17 protein-coding genes, 1 tRNA gene and 1 riboswitch are annotated in these 16,673 nt (G+C 70.5%); of the genes, 12 read left to right on the top strand and 6 right to left on the bottom strand.

The window, feature by feature from the left end; genetic code table 11:
- Nucleotides 1-29: 29 nt before the first annotated feature.
- From rph to rdgB, 3 genes are all read left to right on the top strand, one after another.
- On the top strand, nt 30-767 hold the full coding sequence (gene rph / locus ABZ340_RS10990) for a ribonuclease PH (protein WP_358781453.1): 738 nt from the start codon (nt 30-32) through the stop codon (nt 765-767).
- Between the two features lie 154 nt (nt 768-921).
- Nucleotides 922-1,326, top strand: coding sequence for a hypothetical protein (locus tag ABZ340_RS10985; protein WP_358781452.1), 405 nt, complete (start codon nt 922-924; stop codon nt 1,324-1,326).
- Between the two features lie 34 nt (nt 1,327-1,360).
- Nucleotides 1,361-1,963 carry an RdgB/HAM1 family non-canonical purine NTP pyrophosphatase gene (gene rdgB, locus ABZ340_RS10980; RefSeq protein ID WP_358781451.1) on the top strand — a complete coding sequence of 201 codons (603 nt, stop codon included), beginning with the start codon at nt 1,361-1,363 and terminating at the stop codon, nt 1,961-1,963.
- 45 nt (nt 1,964-2,008) lie between these two features.
- Here rdgB and ABZ340_RS10975 read toward each other — a convergent pair.
- The 4 genes from ABZ340_RS10975 to bcp all read right to left on the bottom strand — a co-directional run bounded on the left by ABZ340_RS10975 (nt 2,009) and on the right by bcp (nt 4,014).
- Nucleotides 2,009-2,083 (bottom strand) — tRNA-Leu (locus ABZ340_RS10975).
- 10 nt (nt 2,084-2,093) lie between these two features.
- Nucleotides 2,094-2,762 (bottom strand): HNH endonuclease signature motif containing protein, encoded by a 669-nt coding sequence (locus ABZ340_RS10970; protein WP_358781450.1) that lies wholly within the window; start codon nt 2,760-2,762, stop codon nt 2,094-2,096.
- The gene (locus ABZ340_RS10965; protein ID WP_358781449.1) at nt 2,759-3,415 is read right to left on the bottom strand and encodes an HNH endonuclease; all 657 of its coding nucleotides are present in this window, start codon (nt 3,413-3,415) and stop codon (nt 2,759-2,761) included. Before ABZ340_RS10965 ends, ABZ340_RS10970 begins: the two co-directional genes overlap by 4 nt.
- A 131-nt stretch (nt 3,416-3,546) precedes the next feature.
- Entirely contained in the window at nt 3,547-4,014 is a 468-nt protein-coding gene (gene bcp / locus ABZ340_RS10960) for a thioredoxin-dependent thiol peroxidase (RefSeq protein ID WP_358781448.1), read from the bottom strand.
- Between the two features lie 94 nt (nt 4,015-4,108).
- Here bcp and ABZ340_RS10955 point away from each other — a divergent pair, with 94 nt between their 5' ends.
- The 3 genes from ABZ340_RS10955 (at nt 4,109) to ABZ340_RS10945 (ending at nt 5,375) form a co-directional block, all read left to right on the top strand.
- Nucleotides 4,109-4,438 (top strand): DUF3618 domain-containing protein, encoded by a 330-nt coding sequence (locus tag ABZ340_RS10955; RefSeq protein ID WP_358781447.1) that lies wholly within the window; start codon nt 4,109-4,111, stop codon nt 4,436-4,438.
- A 63-nt stretch (nt 4,439-4,501) separates the two neighbouring features.
- Entirely contained in the window at nt 4,502-4,858 is a 357-nt protein-coding gene (locus tag ABZ340_RS10950; RefSeq protein ID WP_168374468.1) for a co-chaperone GroES, read from the top strand.
- Between the two features lie 89 nt (nt 4,859-4,947).
- Nucleotides 4,948-5,012, top strand: a riboswitch (guanidine-III (ykkC-III) riboswitch).
- Nucleotides 5,013-5,054: 42 nt separating this feature from the next.
- Nucleotides 5,055-5,375 carry an SMR family transporter gene (locus ABZ340_RS10945; RefSeq protein ID WP_189230978.1) on the top strand — a complete coding sequence of 107 codons (321 nt, stop codon included), beginning with the start codon at nt 5,055-5,057 and terminating at the stop codon, nt 5,373-5,375.
- 81 nt (nt 5,376-5,456) lie between these two features.
- On the opposite strand, the gene ABZ340_RS10940 is transcribed toward ABZ340_RS10945, so the two are convergent.
- Complete coding sequence (locus tag ABZ340_RS10940) at nt 5,457-7,844, bottom strand: transglycosylase domain-containing protein (RefSeq protein WP_358781446.1); 2,388 nt, start codon at nt 7,842-7,844, stop codon at nt 5,457-5,459.
- 197 nt (nt 7,845-8,041) lie between these two features.
- On the opposite strand from ABZ340_RS10940, the gene ABZ340_RS10935 reads away from it, so the two are divergent.
- The 4 genes from ABZ340_RS10935 (at nt 8,042) to ABZ340_RS10920 (ending at nt 11,795) form a co-directional block, all read left to right on the top strand.
- Nucleotides 8,042-8,842, top strand: coding sequence for an ABC-2 family transporter protein (locus tag ABZ340_RS10935; RefSeq protein ID WP_358781445.1), 801 nt, complete (start codon nt 8,042-8,044; stop codon nt 8,840-8,842).
- A gap of 151 nt (nt 8,843-8,993) precedes the next feature.
- On the top strand, nt 8,994-9,758 hold the full coding sequence (locus ABZ340_RS10930) for an ABC transporter permease (protein WP_358781539.1): 765 nt from the start codon (nt 8,994-8,996) through the stop codon (nt 9,756-9,758).
- A 207-nt stretch (nt 9,759-9,965) separates the two neighbouring features.
- Nucleotides 9,966-10,934: an ATP-binding cassette domain-containing protein gene (locus ABZ340_RS10925; RefSeq protein ID WP_358781444.1), complete on the top strand. Its 969-nt coding sequence runs from the start codon at nt 9,966-9,968 to the stop codon at nt 10,932-10,934.
- A 33-nt stretch (nt 10,935-10,967) separates the two neighbouring features.
- Complete coding sequence (locus ABZ340_RS10920; RefSeq protein ID WP_358781443.1) at nt 10,968-11,795, top strand: DUF1707 domain-containing protein; 828 nt, start codon at nt 10,968-10,970, stop codon at nt 11,793-11,795.
- 99 nt (nt 11,796-11,894) lie between these two features.
- Here ABZ340_RS10920 and ABZ340_RS10915 read toward each other — a convergent pair whose 3' ends face one another.
- Nucleotides 11,895-13,229, bottom strand: a complete 1,335-nt coding sequence (locus tag ABZ340_RS10915; RefSeq protein WP_358781442.1) for an SGNH/GDSL hydrolase family protein — start codon at nt 13,227-13,229, stop codon at nt 11,895-11,897.
- Between the two features lie 194 nt (nt 13,230-13,423).
- Here ABZ340_RS10915 and ABZ340_RS10910 point away from each other — a divergent pair, with 194 nt between their 5' ends.
- Nucleotides 13,424-14,800, top strand: coding sequence for a DUF445 domain-containing protein (locus tag ABZ340_RS10910; RefSeq protein ID WP_358781441.1), 1,377 nt, complete (start codon nt 13,424-13,426; stop codon nt 14,798-14,800).
- A gap of 75 nt (nt 14,801-14,875) precedes the next feature.
- Nucleotides 14,876-16,423 carry an MFS transporter gene (locus ABZ340_RS10905; protein WP_358781440.1) on the top strand — a complete coding sequence of 516 codons (1,548 nt, stop codon included), beginning with the start codon at nt 14,876-14,878 and terminating at the stop codon, nt 16,421-16,423.
- The last annotated feature ends 250 nt before the right edge of the window (nt 16,424-16,673 follow it).

Genomic DNA, 16,673 nt, shown 5'->3' with positions numbered 1-16,673 from the left:
CTTCCGCACACCCCGCTAGGCTCACCCGCATGTCACGCATCGACGGCCGCACCCCCGACCAACTCCGCCCCGTCACCATCGAACGCGGCTGGAGCAAACACGCCGAAGGCTCCGTCCTCGTCTCCTTCGGCGACACCAAAGTCCTCTGCACCGCCTCCGTCACCGAAGGCGTCCCCCGCTGGCGCAAAGGCACCGGCGAAGGCTGGGTCACCGCCGAATACTCCATGCTCCCCCGCGCCACCAACACCCGCGGCGACCGCGAATCCGTCAAAGGCAAAATCGGCGGCCGCACCCACGAAATCAGCCGCCTCATCGGCCGCTCCCTGCGCGCCGTCATCGACTACAAAGCCCTCGGCGAAAACACCATCGTCCTCGACTGCGACGTCCTCCAAGCCGACGGCGGCACCCGCACCGCCGCCATCACCGGCGCCTACGTCGCCCTCGCCGACGCCATCACCTGGGCCCAGACCAAAAAAATCATCCGCCCCGGCCGCCAGCCCCTCACCGGCACCGTCAGCGCCGTCTCCGTCGGCATCATCGCCGGCACCCCCATGCTCGACCTCTGCTACGAAGAAGACGTACGCGCCGAAACCGACATGAACATCGTCTGCACCGGCGACGGACGCTTCGTCGAGGTCCAGGGCACCGCCGAAGCCCAGCCCTTCGCCCGCGACGAACTCGACGCCCTCCTCGACCTCGCCGTCGCCGGCTGCACCGACCTCGCCACCCTCCAGCGCACGGCACTCGACACCACCCTCACCAAGTAAAGAACACACCAAGCACACACCAGGGAAAGGCGGCCGGGCACGCAACTCGGCCGCCCCCCACCGCGTCCCTACGCATACAGACACCCACCACCCACCACCCACCACCCACCACCCACCACCCACCACCCTCCACCCGAACGGAAGGACCGCACCCATGGCCGCGACCCACCGCCGCAGCCGCCGCACCGCCCTCGCCGCCGCGGCCCTGACCGTCACCACCCTCACCACCGCCCTCACCACCGGCTGCGACGCCGTCGACAAAGCACTCGACTGCGTCCAGACCGCCGACGCCATCGCCGACAGCGTCACCGCACTCCAGCAAGCCGCCGAGGACGCCACCAACGACCCCACCCAGCTCCAGGAATCCCTCAACACCATCGAAAAAAACCTCGACAAAATCGGCGACAAAACCGACAACGCCGACGTCAACAAAGCCGTCGACGACCTCGGCAAAGCCATCGGCAACGTCCGCACCGCCATCGACAACGGCGACCCCACCCCCGACATCAGCCCCGTCACCGACGCCGCCGGCGAACTCACCAAGGTCTGCACACCCTGAGCGAGGCACCAAGGGGCCCGGAATACTGAACCCCATGAACCGCCTGATCCTCGCCACCCGCAACGCCGGAAAGATCACCGAACTCAAGGCCATCCTCACCGAGGCCGGCCTGCCCCACGAACTCGTCGGCGCCGACGCCTACCCCGACGTCCCCGACGTCAAGGAGACCGGCACCACCTTCGCCGAGAACGCCCTCCTCAAAGCCCACGCCCTCGCCCAGGCCACCGGCCTGCCCGCCGTCGCCGACGACTCCGGCCTCTGCGTCGACGTCATGAACGGCGCCCCCGGCATCTTCTCCGCCCGCTGGGCCGGCCGCCACGGCGACGACAAAGCCAACCTCGACCTCCTCCTCGCCCAGCTCTCCGACATCGCCGACGAACACCGCGGCGCCCACTTCGCCTGCGCCGCCGCCCTCGCCCTGCCCGACGGCACGGAACGGGTCGTCGAGGGACAACTGCGCGGCACCCTGCGCCGCGAACCCGCCGGCTCCGGCGGCTTCGGCTACGACCCGATCCTCCAGCCGGAGGGCGAGACCCGCACCTGTGCGGAACTGACGGCGGACGAGAAGAACGCGATCAGCCACCGGGGGAAGGCGTTCCGGGCCCTGGTACCGGCGGTACGGGAGCTGCTGGGCTGAGCGACGAGGAAGGGGGCCGCCCGGCGGGCGGCCCCCTGAGTACGGTGGGCCCGGTGGGACTCGAACCCACGACACACCGGACCTAAACCGGCGCCCTCTAGCCAGCTGGGGTACGGGCCCGCAGCCGTGCCTACTCTACTGGGCCCTGTGGGGACGCGCGGCGGCCTCCTCTGCACCAGGTGCTGGTGGTCGCGTGGCAATTGGGGCACAGCAACCGCAAGTTCTCCCGCCGGTCGTCACTCCAGTCCCCGTTGATGTGATCGACCTCCAGAGTCATCGGCTTGCCGTGCCATACGGGGCCCACTCCGCAGCGGGCGCACTCTTCGGTGACTCCGACAGCGAGGAGTGCGCGGCGCAAGCGATTGGTCGCTGTTCGATGAATGCTGTCGTCTCTCTTCACCAGCACCTTCTCGGGGTGTTCGGCAGTGGCGCTCGGTTTCCCACGCTGGTGGGCCTGCCCGAGGAAGTGCGACGTCGAAATCCTGTGCTCGGCGATCCACTCGCGCAGACGCCTGCGTTGCGTACCGTTGTCGGGCCGATCCAGTCGGCGTAGGACCTCTGCCAGGGAGATCGACTCGGCGACCGCTGCTCGAAGCGCCTCCTCCGCGGGACGGGGGCGCCTGCCCCAAGGGCGAAAGTGCGAGATGTCGATGCCGAAGTGGGCGAACCGTCCCGCGAGGTAGCGGCGCAGGTCTCCGTGCGGCCGGGCTCCGAAGAAGGCGATGACCTCATCGATGTCGGCGCACTTCTCGGCTGCTTCGACCATTCGTTCGCGGACGTACCGCGTCCCCTTGGTCATGAGACGCGTCCCTTGCCCCGGCCCCGGTAGGTGTCGGTGGTCGAATGACAGTTGGGGCAGAGCAGCCGCAGGTTCTCGATGCGGTTGTTCCGCCAGTTGCCGTCGATGTGGTCGACCTCAAGGGGCAGCGGGTCCCCGAGCCACACCGGCTCGATTCCGCAGAGTGCGCAGCGTTCCTCCATGCCGAGTTCGCGCATCGCCCTCTTGAGTCGGCTGCTCGGCACGCGCCTGGCGTGTGCCGACGTGTCTTCGACGAGGATCTCCTCGGCGGTCCGGCGGCGCTGGTTGTACCTCTGTCGCTCCGTGCGGACCACCGGCGTGAAGTGCGAGGTGTCGATGCCGTAGGCCTTGATGCGCCGGGAGATATTCGTGTGGTGCCCGCCGACCGGGTCGAGTCCGAGCCGACGCAGGACCTCGTAGACGCTTGTCGACTCGGCGACCACAGGCTCAAGGATCTCCCTTGTCCACTTCGCTCCCTCGCGGTCGAAGTGCGAGACATCCACGCCCAGCTCCTTCATCCGGTTGTAGACGTACCGTCGCTTCCAGCTCTTCGGATCCACCCCCAACCGCACCAACGCCTCCGTCAAGGTCCGCGCCCCCCGGGCCGCCTCCTCCAGGCGGTCCTTGGTGTACGTGCTGGTCCTGGTGCCCATCGGGTCCCCTCCGTTTCCGGCCATGCGTTCGTGGCCTCGCACGGAGTAACGAAACGCTCATCGGACGGTTACACCCGAAATGCGGAACGGCCCGTACCGGATCGTTCCGGTACGGGCCGTTTCGGGAGGGCTCAGATGCCCAGGTCCTTGATGATCTTGGCTACGTGGCCGGTCGCCTTGACGTTGTACAGGGCCCGCTCGACCTTGCCCTCCTCGTCCACGATCACCGTGGAGCGGATGACGCCGGTGACGGTCTTGCCGTAGAGCTTCTTCTCGCCGTAGGCGCCGTACGCCTCCAGGACGGTCTTGTCCGGGTCGGCGAGGAGGGTGACCTTCAGGGATTCGGTGTCGCGGAACTTGGCCAGCTTCTCGGGCTTGTCGGGGGAGATGCCGATGACGTCGTAGCCGGCGCCGGCCAGGAGGTCGAGGTTGTCCGTGAAGTCGCAGGCCTGCTTCGTGCAGCCCGGGGTGAGGGCGGCGGGGTAGAAGTAGACGATGACCTTGCGGCCCTTGTGGTCGGAGAGGGACACCTGGTTGCCGTCGGCGTCCGGGAGGGTGAAGGCGGGGGCCACGTCCCCGGGCTGCAGTCGCTCGCTCATCGATCCAGCGTAACCGGGGGTCCTGACCGTGCGGCGCGGCGGGAAGCTGACAGACTGTCCAGAACAGCATCAGCTTCACTTCGGAGGCCGTACGGTGGCGGACACGTCGGACACCAGAACCCCGGCGCAGATCGAGGCGGACATCAAGCGCCGTCGCGAGGTGCTGGCCGAGACGCTCGACGAGATCGGGGTGCGGGTGCACCCCAAGACGATCATGGGGGACGCGAAGGCCAAGGTCGTCGCCAATGTCGACCATACGCTGGGCCGGGCGTACGTCGGCGTCAATCGTGCGGTCAGTGACGTGAAGGCGCGGTTCGTGGACGAGGAGGGGTCGCTCCGGATGGAGCGGGTGGTGCCCGTGGCCCTGGTCGTGGTCGGGGTGGTGGGGCTGTTCGCCCTCGGTTCCCGGCGCCGTAAGGGCTGAGGGGGCCGGGTTTCGGGGCACCCACCCGTCCGGGCATTCGTCGAAGGCAGGTAGGTTCAGGGCGTGAGCGCCAACAGAAACGAGCACAGCACCCATCACGACAAGCTGCCCATCCGGATGCTGCACGACCGTGTACTCGTGCGGCAGGACACGAGTGAGGGCGAGCGGCGTTCCGGGGGTGGCATCCTGATTCCCGCCACGGCGGCGGTCGGCCGTCGGCTGGCCTGGGCCGAGGTGGTGGCGGTGGGGCAGAACGTACGGACCGTGGAGCCGGGTGACCGGGTTCTGTTCGATCCGGAGGACCGGGCCGAGGTGGAGGTGCGGGGGATCGCGTATGTGCTGATGCGCGAGCGTGATCTGCATGCCGTGGCCGCGGACCGGTTCGAGGGGTCGGAGGATTCGACGGGTCTGTACCTGTAGATCGTCCGCTTTGCGGTTCGGCGGTTTTGATTCGCCGGTTTTGAGGGGCGGAGGGGCTGGTGGCCAGGGTCACCGGCCCTTCTGTCCTTTCTTTGCTACCTTGGAATCACCCGACGAGACGCGCCGTACCGGGTGAAGGCAAAGACGACGCACCCCCGTTCAGTTCGCGCTGTGGTTCTTTTTCGGAGGTGTCGTCGTGGCCTGGGTTCTGCTGGTCGTCGCGGGTCTGCTTGAGGTCGGCTGGTCGGTCGGGATGAAGTACACGGACGGTTTCACGCGTCTCGTGCCGAGTCTGTTCACCGGTGCCGGCATTGTCGCCAGCATGGTTCTGCTGTCGTATGCCGCTCGTACGCTGCCCATTGGTACCGCCTATGGCGTGTGGGTCGGTATCGGGGCGGCCGGTGCGGCGGTGCTCGGCATGGTGGTGCTGGGTGAGCCGGCGACCGCCGCCCGGATCTTCTTCATCTGTCTGCTGCTGGTCGCCGTGGTGGGGCTGAAGGCGACCTCCGGTCACTGATCGGCCGGTCTGTGGGGCCGCCCGGCCGGTGTCCGCCCGGCCGGTGTCCGCCCGGCCGGTGTCCGGCCGGGCGGTGTCCGGTCATGGGCGGCGGGGCAGGATCTGCGGAGTCGCGCCCGTTGTCGGGCCGGTGCCGCCTTCTCCGGTTCCGCCGTCCGTGGTGCCGCTGCCGGGGGCGCCGGTGGTGCCGCTGCCTCCGGTCGTGGTGTCGGGGGTTCCGGTGTCGCCGCCGGTCGTGTCGTCGGTGGTGCCGTCGCCGGTGGTGGCGCCGTCGGTGCCGTCGCTTCCGGTGGTGGTGCCGCCGTCGGTGCCGCCTCGGGTGCCGCTCTGGTCGGGGGAGGGGCTGGCGGTGTCGGGTTCGCCGGAGGGGGTGCCGGTGTCGGAGGGTTCGGCGGAGCCGGTGCCGGCCGAGGGGTCGGCGGGCAGGGGCTGGGCGGCTTCGGCGCCGGCCTGGAGCCGGAGGTCGAAGTCGCGGACCGGCTCGTCCTTGAGCGCGTCCCGGGTGTATTGGGCCCAGATCTCGGTGGGGGCTCCGCCGCCGTTGATGCGGGGCAGGCCCATCACGTTGTACAGCGACTTGTGTGCGGCGGTGACGGGGTCCTGGCCCATGACGGCGACGACGGTGGCCAGGTCGGGGGTGTAGCCCGCGAACCAGGCGGCGGTGTCCTCCTCGGCGGTGCCGGTCTTGCCCGCGGCGGGGCGGCCGGCGGCCTGGGCGGCGGTGGCGGTGCCGTTCTGGACGACGCTGCGCAGGACGGAGGTGGTGGTGTCGGCGGCCTGGCGGCTGATGGCCTGGCGTTCCTTCCGGTCGGGCAGGGGGATCTCCTGCCTGCCGTCCTTGGTGATCTTCTCGATGAGGGTGTAGGTGCCGTGTTCGCCGTGGTTGGCGAGGGTGGCGTACGCCTCGGCCATGTCGAGGACGCTGGCGGTGGCCGTGCCCAGGGCGATGGAGGGGCTCGGGTACATGTTGGGGGTGTCGGCGGGCAGGCCGAGGTCGATCGCGGTCTGCTTGACCTTGTCGGAGCCGACGTCGACGGCCATCTGGGCGTAGACGGCGTTCACGGATTTGTCGGTGGCCTCGCGGACGGTGATGTTGCCGTAGGAGTGCTGGTCTTCGTTCTCGGGGTTGTAGAGGCCGCCGTCCCAGCCCTGGACGGGGCGCTTGTTGGTGCCGTCGTAGACGGTGTTCGGGGTGATGGGGCGGCCGTCCTGGGTGCGGGAGCCGTTCTCGACGGCGGCGGTGAACACGAACGGCTTGAAGGTGGAGCCGACCTGGAAGTCGCGGCGGGTGGCGTTGGGGGTGTACTGCTTGACGTAGTCGATGCCGTTGTACATGGCGACGACCTTGCCGGTCTTGGGGTCGACGGAGGCGCCGCCGGCGCGGACGTAGGTGTCGACCTTGCGGTTCTTGTCGAGTTTGGACATCAGGTTGTCGTCGACGGCTTTGACGAAGGCGTCCTGCTTGTCCTTCTGGAGGGTGGTGGTGATGCGGTAGCCGCCCGCGTCGAGGGACTCCTCGTCGACGATCTTGTTCTTGATCAGGTAGTCCGTGATGATCTGGACGATGTAGCCGCGTTGTCCGGACAGGCCGGTGGAGACGGTGGTCTCCTTGGGCATGGGGAATTTCATGCCCTTGCGTTCGGCGGGGCTGAGCCAGCCTTTTTCGACCATGCCGTTGAGGACGTAGTTCCAGCGGTTCTTGGCGGCGTCGGTGTTCTCGGGGTGGGCGACGACGTCGTATTCGCTGGGGGCGTTCACCAGGGCGGCGAGGTAGGCGCCGCGGGCGGGGTCGAGGTCGGCGGCGTCCATGCCGTAGTAGGCCTGGGCGGCGGCCTGGATGCCGTAGGCGTTGCGGCCGAAGTAGCTGGTGTTGAGGTAGCCCTCCAGGATCTCGTCCTTGGTCTTCTCCCGGTCGAGTTTGATCGAGATGAAGAATTCCTTCACCTTGCGGGTGACGGTCTGTTCCTGGCCCAGGTAGTAGTTCTTCACGTACTGCTGGGTGATGGTGGAGCCGGACTGCTTGCCCTTGCCGGTGGCGGTGTTCCAGGCGGCGCGGATCATTGCCTTGGGGTCGACGGCGGACTCGGTGTAGAAGTCGCGGTCCTCGGCGGCCAGGACGGCGTGCTGGGCGTCCTTGGAGATCTGGGCGAGGCCGACGCTTTCGCGGTTGATCTCGCCGTCGCGGGCGAGCTGGCTGCCGTCGGCGTACAGGAAGACGTTGCTCTGCTTGGTGGCGAGCGCGTTGGCGGGCGGGATCTTCACCATCGAGTAGCCGAGGAAGAGGCCGCCGGCCAGCAGCAGGAGGCCGACGATGCAGATGGTCAGCGTCATCCGCCAGGTGGGGATCAGCCGGCGCCAGCCGGTGCGCCTGCGCTTGGGCGCCTTGGCGCCCCCGGGTTCGTCGGCCGCCTGGGGCGTTCCCGGTGCCCAGCCCTTCTTCGGCTGCTGCGGCTGCGGCTCGTCGCTCATGTCGTGCACGGACTCCTGTTTTCGCGTCGTACGTTCCCGTACGGCCTCGTACGCCAAATGCGTCCCCCGGTGAAGACTCCTGTACCGCGCGTTCCGTTCCCGGTGACCGGCATGCTCCCGGAAATCCCGTGGTTCGCCGGTGGCCGGCGCACTAGGCTCCTGCGCTTCGGTGCCCGGCGGGTGAGGAGGGATGCGGGGTGGGTGCGGGACGGTTGTACGCGGCCGTCGCAGCGGGGTGCTTCCGACGGTACGCGACGTATCGGGCGGCCACTGCGGCCGGGGTCTTCACCAACACTGTTTTCGGGCTGATTCTGGTGTATGCCTATCTGGCGTTGTGGGCGGAGAAGCCGCAGCTCGGAGGGTATGACCAGGCGCAGGCCGTGACGTATGTGTGGCTGGGGCAGGCGTTTTTGGCGACGCTGGCGCTGGGGGGCGGCGGGGTCGAGGACGAGCTGATGGAACGCATCCGTACGGGTGATGTCGCGGTCGATCTGTACCGGCCCGCGGATCTGCAGCTGTGGTGGCTGGCCGCGGATCTGGGGCGGGCGCTGTTCCAGCTGCTGGGGCGGGGGGTGGTGCCGTTCGCGGTGGGGGCGTTGTTCTTTCCGGTGGAGTTGCCCGGGGAGGTGGTGGCCTGGGGGGCGTTTTTGGTGGCCGTGGTGCTGGCGATGGTGGTGAGTTTCGCGATCCGGTTCCTGGTGGCGCTGTCGGCGTTCTGGCTGATGGACGGGACGGGGGTGCAGCAGTTGGCGTGGATGGCTTCGTTCTTCTGCTCGGGGATGCTGCTGCCGCTGAACGTGTTCCCGGGGGCGCTCGGGGAGGTGGTGCGGGTGCTGCCGTGGTCGTCGTTGTTGCAGGGGCCGGCGGATGTGCTGCTGGGGGAGGCCGATCCGCTGGGGACGTATGTCTTCCAGGCGGGGTGGGCGGTGGTGCTGCTGGCGGTGGGGCGGCTGGTGCAGTCGGCGGCGACGCGGCGGGTGGTGGTGCAGGGTGGGTGAGGTGGGTGTGCGGTCCCGCGAGGGCGGGGGCGGTGGGGTGTGGCCTGGGGAGGGTGACGGGGGTGGGGTGCGGTCTGGGGGGACCGGTGGCGGTGGGGTGTGCGGGGGCCGGGTGGGGGAGGGGCTGCGGGCCTATCTGCTGATCGCGGGGATGTGGGTTCGTTCCACGATGACGTACCGGGTGTCGTTCGTGATGACGACGGTGGCGAGTTTCGTGGTGACCGGGCTCGATTTTGTGGCGATCTTGCTGATGTTCTCCCGGGTGGACGCGCTCGGCGGCTGGTCGCTGCCGGAGATCGCCTTCCTGTACGGCCTGTCCGCTGTGGCCTTCGGTCTGGCGGATCTGGCGGTCGGTTCGGCGGAGCGGCTGGGGCGCCGGGTGCGGGACGGCACGCTGGACACGCTGCTGGTGCGTCCGGCGCCGGTGTTGGCGCAGCTGGCGGCGGACCGGTTCGCGCTGCGCCGGGTGGGCCGGGTCACGCAGGGGGCGCTGGTGCTGGGCTGGGCGCTGACGGCTGTGGAGGTGGACTGGACGCCGGGCCGGGTGGTGCTGATGCCGGTGATGCTGGTGAGCGGGGCGGTGATCTTCTGTGCGGTGTTCGTGGCGGGGGCGGCGTTTCAGTTCGTGGCGCAGGACGCGGCGGAGGTGTCGAACGCGTTCACCTATGGCGGGACGACGTTGTTGCAGTATCCGCCGACGTTGTTCGCGCAGGAGCTGGTGCGGGGGGTGACGTTCGTGCTGCCGCTGGCGTTCGTGAACTGGCTGCCGGCGTCGTATGTGCTGGGGCGGCCGTATCCGCTGCGGCTGCCGTCGTGGGTGGCGTTCGCGTCGCCGGTGGCCGCCGGGGTGTGCTGTGTGCTGGCGGGGCTGGCGTGGCGGGCGGGGCTGCGGTCGTATCGGAGTACGGGGAGCTAGTCGGTGTCGGATGTGACGGGTGCGTCGAGTGGGTCGAGTGTGACGGGCGGGACGAGTGGGTCGGATGTGACGGGCGGGACGGGTGGGTTGGATGTGACGGGCAGGACGGGTGGGTCGGATGTGACGGGCGGGACGGGTGGGTTGGATGTGACGGGTGTGGGGGGCCAGTCCGTGGCGGGGGGCGGGGAGTCAGGGGGTGGGCGGGGCGTGGATGACGGGTTCATCGTGCTCGACGGGGTGGAGAAGGTTTTCGACGTGCGTCGCAGGGCCGGGTTCCTGAAGCGGGAGCGGCGGCGGGTGCGGGCCGTGGACGGGCTGTCGTTCACCGTGGCCCGGGGGGAGATGGTCGGCTACATCGGCCCGAACGGTGCCGGGAAGTCCACCACGGTCAAGATGCTCACCGGCATCCTCACTCCGAGCGGGGGCCGGCTGCGGGTGGCCGGGATCGACCCCTCCCGTGAGCGGGTCCGGCTCGCGCACCGTATCGGGGTGGTGTTCGGGCAGCGTACGACGTTGTGGTGGGACCTGCCGTTGATCGACTCCTACCGGCTGGCGCACCGCATGTACCGCATCCCGGACGCCCGTTACCGGGAGAACCTCGACCGGTGTGTGGAGCTGCTGGAGCTGGGGGGTCTGCTGGACGTGCCGGTGCGGCAGTTGTCGCTGGGTCAGCGGATGCGCGGTGACATCGCGGCGGCCCTGCTGCACGATCCGGAGGTGCTCTACCTCGACGAGCCGACGATCGGCCTGGACGTGGTGTCCAAGGCGAAGGTGCGGGGCTTTCTGCGGGAGCTGAACGCGGAGCGCGGGACGACGGTGCTGCTGACCACGCACGACCTGCAGGACATCGAGCAGCTCTGCTCCCGGGTCATGGTCATCGACCACGGGCGGCTGGTGTACGACGGTCCGGTGGCCGGGCTGCACGAGGCGGGGGAGGGTGAACGGACGCTGGTGGTGGACCTGGAGCGGGAGCTGCCGCCGGTCGACGTCCCGGCGCCGGCGCGGGTGGTGCGGGTGGAGGGGCCCCGGCAGTGGCTGGCGTTCCCGGCGTCGGCGCCGGCGGCCGGGCTGGTGGCGCGGATCGCGGCGGAGTATCCGCTGGTCGACCTGTCGGTGCGGGAGCCGGACATCGAAGCGGTGATCGCCAGGATGTACGCGGACAAGTCAAGTGCGTAGTGCGGTGCGCGCCGGGCTCGTAGGCTGCTGTCCATGACCGACGACGCCCCTGAACTGCGCGCATCCGATGCCGACCGTGAACGAGTCGCCGAGGTCCTGCGGGACGCCCTCGCCGAGGGGCGGCTGGACATGGCGGAGTTCGAGGAGCGGCTGGACGCCACGTACAAGGCCCGGACGTACGGGGAGCTGGCGCCGATCACCCGGGATCTGCCGGTTGGTGCCGCGCCCCGGGTGTCGATGGTGAAGGAGCCCGCCGGGGACGGGGGCTGGGCGGAGCGGATCGTCGGCGGCGAGGGGACGTCGACGTGGGCCGTCGCCGTCCTGTCCGGTTTCCAGCGCAAGGGGCGCTGGACCGTGCCGAAGCGGTTCAACTGCTTCGCCTTCTGGGGCGGCGGCGAGATAGACCTGCGGGAGGCGCGGTTCGCGGACCGCGAGGTCGAGATCAACTGCATCGCGGTCATGGGCGGGGTGGAGGTGATCGTGCCGCCCGGTGTCGAGGTGGTGGTGCGGGGGATGGGCGTCATGGGCGGGTTCGATCACGACGAGGACGGCGTGCCCGGCGACCCCGGTGCCCCGCGCGTGGTCCTGACCGGGTTCGCCTTCTGGGGCGGTGTGGGGGTGGAGCGCAAGCTGACCCGGGCGGAGCGGCAGCGGCTGAAGGAGGAGCGCCGCCAGGAGAGGCTGGAGCGCAAGGCCGCGCGGAAGGAGCTGCGGGACTCGATCCGGCAGGACGCGATGGACGCCCACCGCAGGATGCTGGAGGGCCACCGCGACATGGTGCGCGATCTGCGCGACCGGCGCGGGGAGGAGCGGGAGCGGCACCGGGAGGAGCGGGAGCGCCGCAGGCGCGGGGAGGACTGAGGGGGCGCGGAGGGCCGAGGGCCGACGGGCGTTTTCCCAGGGTTCCGGGGCCGGGGGGCAGGGTTTCGGAGGTCCCGCCCTCGTGGCTTCCGCGTCCGTTCACAGCGTCGCCGGAGCCGCCCCCTTCAGGTCGTCGAGGTCGAACACCTCGCCCATCCGCGCGTACCCCTTGTCGCTGGGGTGCAGGTGGTCGCCGCAGTCGTAGTCGGAGCGCAGCCGGCGCGGGTCGTACGGGTCGCGCAGCGCCTTGTCGAAGTCGGCGACCGCGTCGAACACCCGGCCGGCGCGGATCTCGGCGTTGATCTCCTGCCGTACGGCCTCGCGGGCGGCGGTGTGGCCGCGGTGGCCCCCGAACGGCATCACGGTCGCTCCGACGACCTTCAGGCCGCGGGCGTGGGCCTGGCCGACCAGGGTGCGCAGCCCGTCCAGGATGCGGTCCGGGTCGGCGGCGCCCGGGTGGCGCAGGATGTCGTTGACGCCGAGGACGACGACGACGGCCCGGACGCCGGTGCGGCCCAGCACGTCGCGGGGGAACCGGCTGAGGGCGCTGGGGTTGTCGGCGGGGCGGCCCCGCCCGCCGGTCAGGACCCGGTTGCCGCTGATGCCCTCGTTGACGACGCCGTAGTGCGGCACGTTCCGTCCGGCCTCCCGCGCCGCGCGCAGCCGGGCGGCGAGGACGTCGGTCCAGCGGCGGTCGGCGTCCATGGTGGAGGAGACGCCGTCGGTGATCGAGTCGCCGAGGACGACGACGGTGCCGTCCGCCTCGGGGCTCAGCACGTCCAGCGCGGTCAGGTAGCGCCAGTACGGGGTCCGCTCGGTGTACGCGGCGGGGGTGACGTCCTCGGTGCGGTCGCCGTCGGCGAGGTAGCTGGTCTGCCGGGCGTGCGGGTGGTAGGTGACCGGCCCGGACGGGGTGGGGGAGTAGGTGGTGACCAGGACGTCGGTGTCGTGCGGGACGGCCAGGGGGGCGGGGTCGCTGGTCACCTGCCCGCCGGAGGGGATGACGGTCCGGGGGCTGCCGGCGAAGGTGAGCCGCCGCATGGTGCCGGGGAGCGCGGCGGCGGAGCCGTCGCCGGCGGCCAGGGCGAGGGAGGCGTGGGTGATGGTCAGCGGGGTGCGGCCGTAGAGGTTGGACAGGGTGATGCGGGCACTCGTACCGCCGACGGTCGTGTGCACGACGTTGCGGACCGAGCGGCCGGCCAGGCCGGTCGCCTCGGTGCCCGGTTCGGCTCCGGCCGGTGCGGTGGCCCAGGTGCCGACCCAGTTGCCGGTGGAGGCGGGGGCGGCGGAGTTGTGCGGGTGGGGGCTGCCGGGAGGGCCGGCGCGGTGCGCCGTACCGTCGTCGGCCGCCACTCCGGCGTAGAGGGCGACGGACAGGGCCGCGATCGTCGCGACGATGGCGGCGAGCAGGGCGTGGCCACGACCCCGGGTCATGCGGTGCTGTTCTCCTGGGGAGACGGGAGCCCGAGGCTCCGAGCCGATGGGCCCATGATGCGTCATGGGCCGGGGAGGGCCGGCGGGACCCTCTGCCGTTCCCCCGACCGGACAGACGCCGGGAACTTGTGTTCCGTTCCGGGAGTCGGACGGGAAGGGACAATGTGTGCGGGATCACCGAACGGGTGGAGCGGATGGAACGGACGAGTACGGGACTTCCCGGCGGGGCCGGGGACGGCGCGGGGGACGGTGCCGCGGGCGGCGCCGGTGGGCAGTCTGCCCGCTCCGGTGCCGCGATGAACCGCGCGATGGCCGCGTTCAGCCCGGCGGACGAGGAGAAGCGGCGCGGGGTGCGCCGTATGAAGCTCACCGCCACCGGGCTGCTGCTGTTCGTCGCCCTGGTGTACGCGCTGGCCGAGTGGGCCTCCCACGCGGGTGCGGGCGCCTGGGCGGGGTACGTCTCCGCCGCCGCGGAGGCCGGCATGGTCGGCGCGCTCGCCGACTGGTTCGCCGTCACCGCCCTCTTCCGCCGCCCCCTGGGCCTGCCCATCCCGCACACCGCGATCATTCCCACCAAGAAGGACCAGCTCGGTGTCTCGCTCGGCGAGTTCGTCGGGGAGAACTTCCTGTCCGAGGACGTGGTGCGGCAGCGGCTGCGGGCCGTCGGCATCGGCAGCCGGCTGGGTGCGTGGCTGGCGGTGCCCGAGCACGCCGACCGGGTCACGGCGGAGCTGTCGGCGGCCCTGCGCGGTGCCCTGACGGTCCTGCGGGACTCGGATGTGCAGGCGGTGGTGGGGGAGGCGATCACGCGCCGTGCGAACGCGCAGGAGGTCGCCCCCGGCATCGGCAAGATGCTGGAGAAGGTCGTCGCCGACGGCGGCCACCGGCGGGCGGTGGACCTGATCGTCTCCCGTGCCCACGACTGGCTGGTGGCGCACGGCGACTCCGTGATGGACGCCGTGCAGGGCGGGGCGCCCGGCTGGACGCCCCGGTTCGTGGACCGCAAGGTCGGCGAGCGCGTCTACAAGGAACTGCTGCGGTTCGTCACCGAGATGCGCGACATGCCCGCCCATCCGGCGCGCGGCGCCCTGGACCGGTTCCTCACCGACTTCGCTTCCGACCTCCAGTCCGACACCGACACGCGTGCGCGGGTGGAGCGGCTGAAGTCCGAGGTGCTGGGCCGCGGCGAGGTCCAGGATCTGATCGCGTCCGCCTGGACGGCCGTACGATCCATGATCGTTTCGGCGGCGGAGGACGAGCGCAGCGAACTGCGGCTGCGGGTGCGGGCCTCGCTGCTCTCCCTCGGCGCCCGCATGGCCTCCGACCACAAGCTCCAGGGCAAGGTCGACTCCTGGGTGGAGGGCGCCGCGGTGTACGTGGTCACCACCTACCGGCGGGAGATCACCTCCCTGATCACCGACACGGTGGCGGGCTGGGACGCCGAGCACACCACGAAGAAGATCGAGGCGCACATCGGCCGCGACCTGCAGTTCATCCGGATCAACGGCACGGTGGTCGGCTCTCTCGCCGGGCTGCTGATCTACACCGTCTCCCGCATGCTGGGAGCGTAGTCCCGGGTTCGTCGGGCGTGATCGTCCCGGTCCCGGGGCAGACGGGAGGGGGTCGCTCGACGGAGAGGGAGCCACATGACAGCAGCAGCATCAGCACCGGAACCGGCCTCCGTGCCCGCCTCCACCGGGACCGTCACCACGTCCGTGCCCGCCCGTCTCGACCGGCTGCCCTGGTCGCGGTGGCACTGGATGATCGTCATCGGGCTCGGCACGGTCTGGATCCTGGACGGTCTCGAAGTCACCATCGTCGGCAACGTCGCCGGCCGTCTCGCCGAGGAAGGCAGCGGCCTGGACATCACCTCCGCGCAGGTCACCGGTCTGGCCGCCGCCCTGTACGTGGCGGGCGCCTGTTCCGGGGCGCTCTTCTTCGGCTGGCTGACCGACCGCTACGGCCGCAAGAAGCTGTTCATGGCGACCCTGGCCGTCTATCTGGCCGCGACCGCGCTGACCGCGCTGTCGTTCGAGTCGTGGTGGTTCTTCCTGTTCCGGTTCCTGACGGGCTTCGGCATCGGCGGCGAGTACGCGGCCATCAACTCCGCGATCGACGAGCTGATCCCCTCCCTCTACCGGGGCCGGGTCGACCTGATCATCAACGGCAGCTACTGGCTGGGCGCGGTCGGCGGCGCGCTGCTGTCCATCGTCATGCTGGACACCTCGATCTTCCCCAAGGACCTCGGCTGGCGGCTCAGCTTCGCCCTCGGCGTCGTCCTCGGCCTGGTCATCCTGCTGGTGCGGCGGCACGTCCCGGAGTCCCCGCGCTGGCAGTTCATCCACGGCCGCGGCGAGGACGCCGAGCAACTGGTGGCGGGCGTCGAGCGGGAGGTGGAGCGGGAGAAGGGCGAGCCGCTGCCGCCGCCCGCCGGTGAGATCACCATCCACCAGCGCAAGAGCATCGGCTTCGGCCTGATCGCCAAGACCGTCTTCCACAGCTACCCGCGCCGCGCCGTCCTCGGCCTGTCCCTCTTCATCGGCCAGGCGTTCCTCTACAACGCCATCACCTTCGGCTTCGGCGCCATTCTCACCACCTTCTACGACGTGCCGCCGGGCCACACCGGCTACTACTTCGCCGTCATCGCCGCGGGCAACTTCGTCGGCCCGCTCGTGCTCGGCAAGCTGTTCGACACGGTCGGCCGCCGCGTCATGATCTCGTCGACGTACCTGCTGTCCGGCCTGCTGCTGTTCGGCACGGCGTGGCTGTTCGACCGCGGTTCGCTGTCGGCGACCACCCTGACGGCCTGCTGGTGCGTGGTGCTGTTCTTCGCCTCCGCGGGCGCCTCCAGCGCCTACCTCACGGTCTCCGAGATCTTCCCCATGGAGACCCGCGCCATGGCCATCGCCTTCTTCTACGCCCTCGGCACCGCCGCCGGAGGCATCAGCGGCCCGCTGATCTTCGCCGACCTCACCGAGTCCGGCGTCGTCGCGGACACGGTCCTCGCCTTCCAGATCGGCGCCGGCCTGATGTGCGCGGCCGGTCTCGTCGCCGTGTTCCTCGCGGTCAAGGCCGAACGCCGCTCGCTGGAGGACATCGCCCGGCCGCTGTCGGCGGCGGCGACGGCCGCGACGGGCAAGGTGCCGGCGACGGGCGGGAAGGGGACGCCGGGATCGAGCGCGGCGTCGGCGTAGTACCGCCGGGGCCGTACGGAAGGTCCGCCGAGGGGGCCGGGGTCACTCCCCGGCCCCCTCGGCATGTCACGCTCGCGCTCCCTGGGGGGCGGGCGCCGGTCTCCGGGCCGCCCGGTTTCGGGGTTCGCGGGGCCGCTCGGTTTCGGGGTTTGCGGGGCCGCTCGGTTTCGGGGTTTGCGGGGCCGCTCGGTTTCGGGGTTTGCGGGGCCGCTCGGTTTCGGGGTTTGCGGGGCCGCTCGGTTTCGGGGTA

Origin of the sequence: Streptomyces sp. NPDC006134 (genome assembly GCF_040628835.1) — a bacterium.
In the GTDB taxonomy this organism is placed as follows: domain Bacteria; phylum Actinomycetota; class Actinomycetes; order Streptomycetales; family Streptomycetaceae; genus Streptomyces.
This window is presented reverse-complemented; position numbering and strand designations above follow the sequence as displayed.

Coding starts and splice junctions, on each gene's coding strand:
- rph (WP_358781453.1), top strand. CDS start 30: ATGTCACGCATCGACGGCCGCACCCCCGACCAACTCCGCCCCGTCACC.
- ABZ340_RS10985 (WP_358781452.1), top strand. CDS start 922: ATGGCCGCGACCCACCGCCGCAGCCGCCGCACCGCCCTCGCCGCCGCG.
- rdgB (WP_358781451.1), top strand. CDS start 1,361: ATGAACCGCCTGATCCTCGCCACCCGCAACGCCGGAAAGATCACCGAA.
- ABZ340_RS10970 (WP_358781450.1), bottom strand. CDS start 2,762: ATGACCAAGGGGACGCGGTACGTCCGCGAACGAATGGTCGAAGCAGCC.
- ABZ340_RS10965 (WP_358781449.1), bottom strand. CDS start 3,415: ATGGGCACCAGGACCAGCACGTACACCAAGGACCGCCTGGAGGAGGCG.
- bcp (WP_358781448.1), bottom strand. CDS start 4,014: ATGAGCGAGCGACTGCAGCCCGGGGACGTGGCCCCCGCCTTCACCCTC.
- ABZ340_RS10940 (WP_358781446.1), bottom strand. CDS start 7,844: ATGAGCGACGAGCCGCAGCCGCAGCAGCCGAAGAAGGGCTGGGCACCG.
- ABZ340_RS10930 (WP_358781539.1), top strand. CDS start 8,994: ATGTGGGTTCGTTCCACGATGACGTACCGGGTGTCGTTCGTGATGACG.
- ABZ340_RS10920 (WP_358781443.1), top strand. CDS start 10,968: ATGACCGACGACGCCCCTGAACTGCGCGCATCCGATGCCGACCGTGAA.
- ABZ340_RS10915 (WP_358781442.1), bottom strand. CDS start 13,229: ATGACCCGGGGTCGTGGCCACGCCCTGCTCGCCGCCATCGTCGCGACG.
- ABZ340_RS10910 (WP_358781441.1), top strand. CDS start 13,424: ATGGAACGGACGAGTACGGGACTTCCCGGCGGGGCCGGGGACGGCGCG.
- ABZ340_RS10905 (WP_358781440.1), top strand. CDS start 14,876: ATGACAGCAGCAGCATCAGCACCGGAACCGGCCTCCGTGCCCGCCTCC.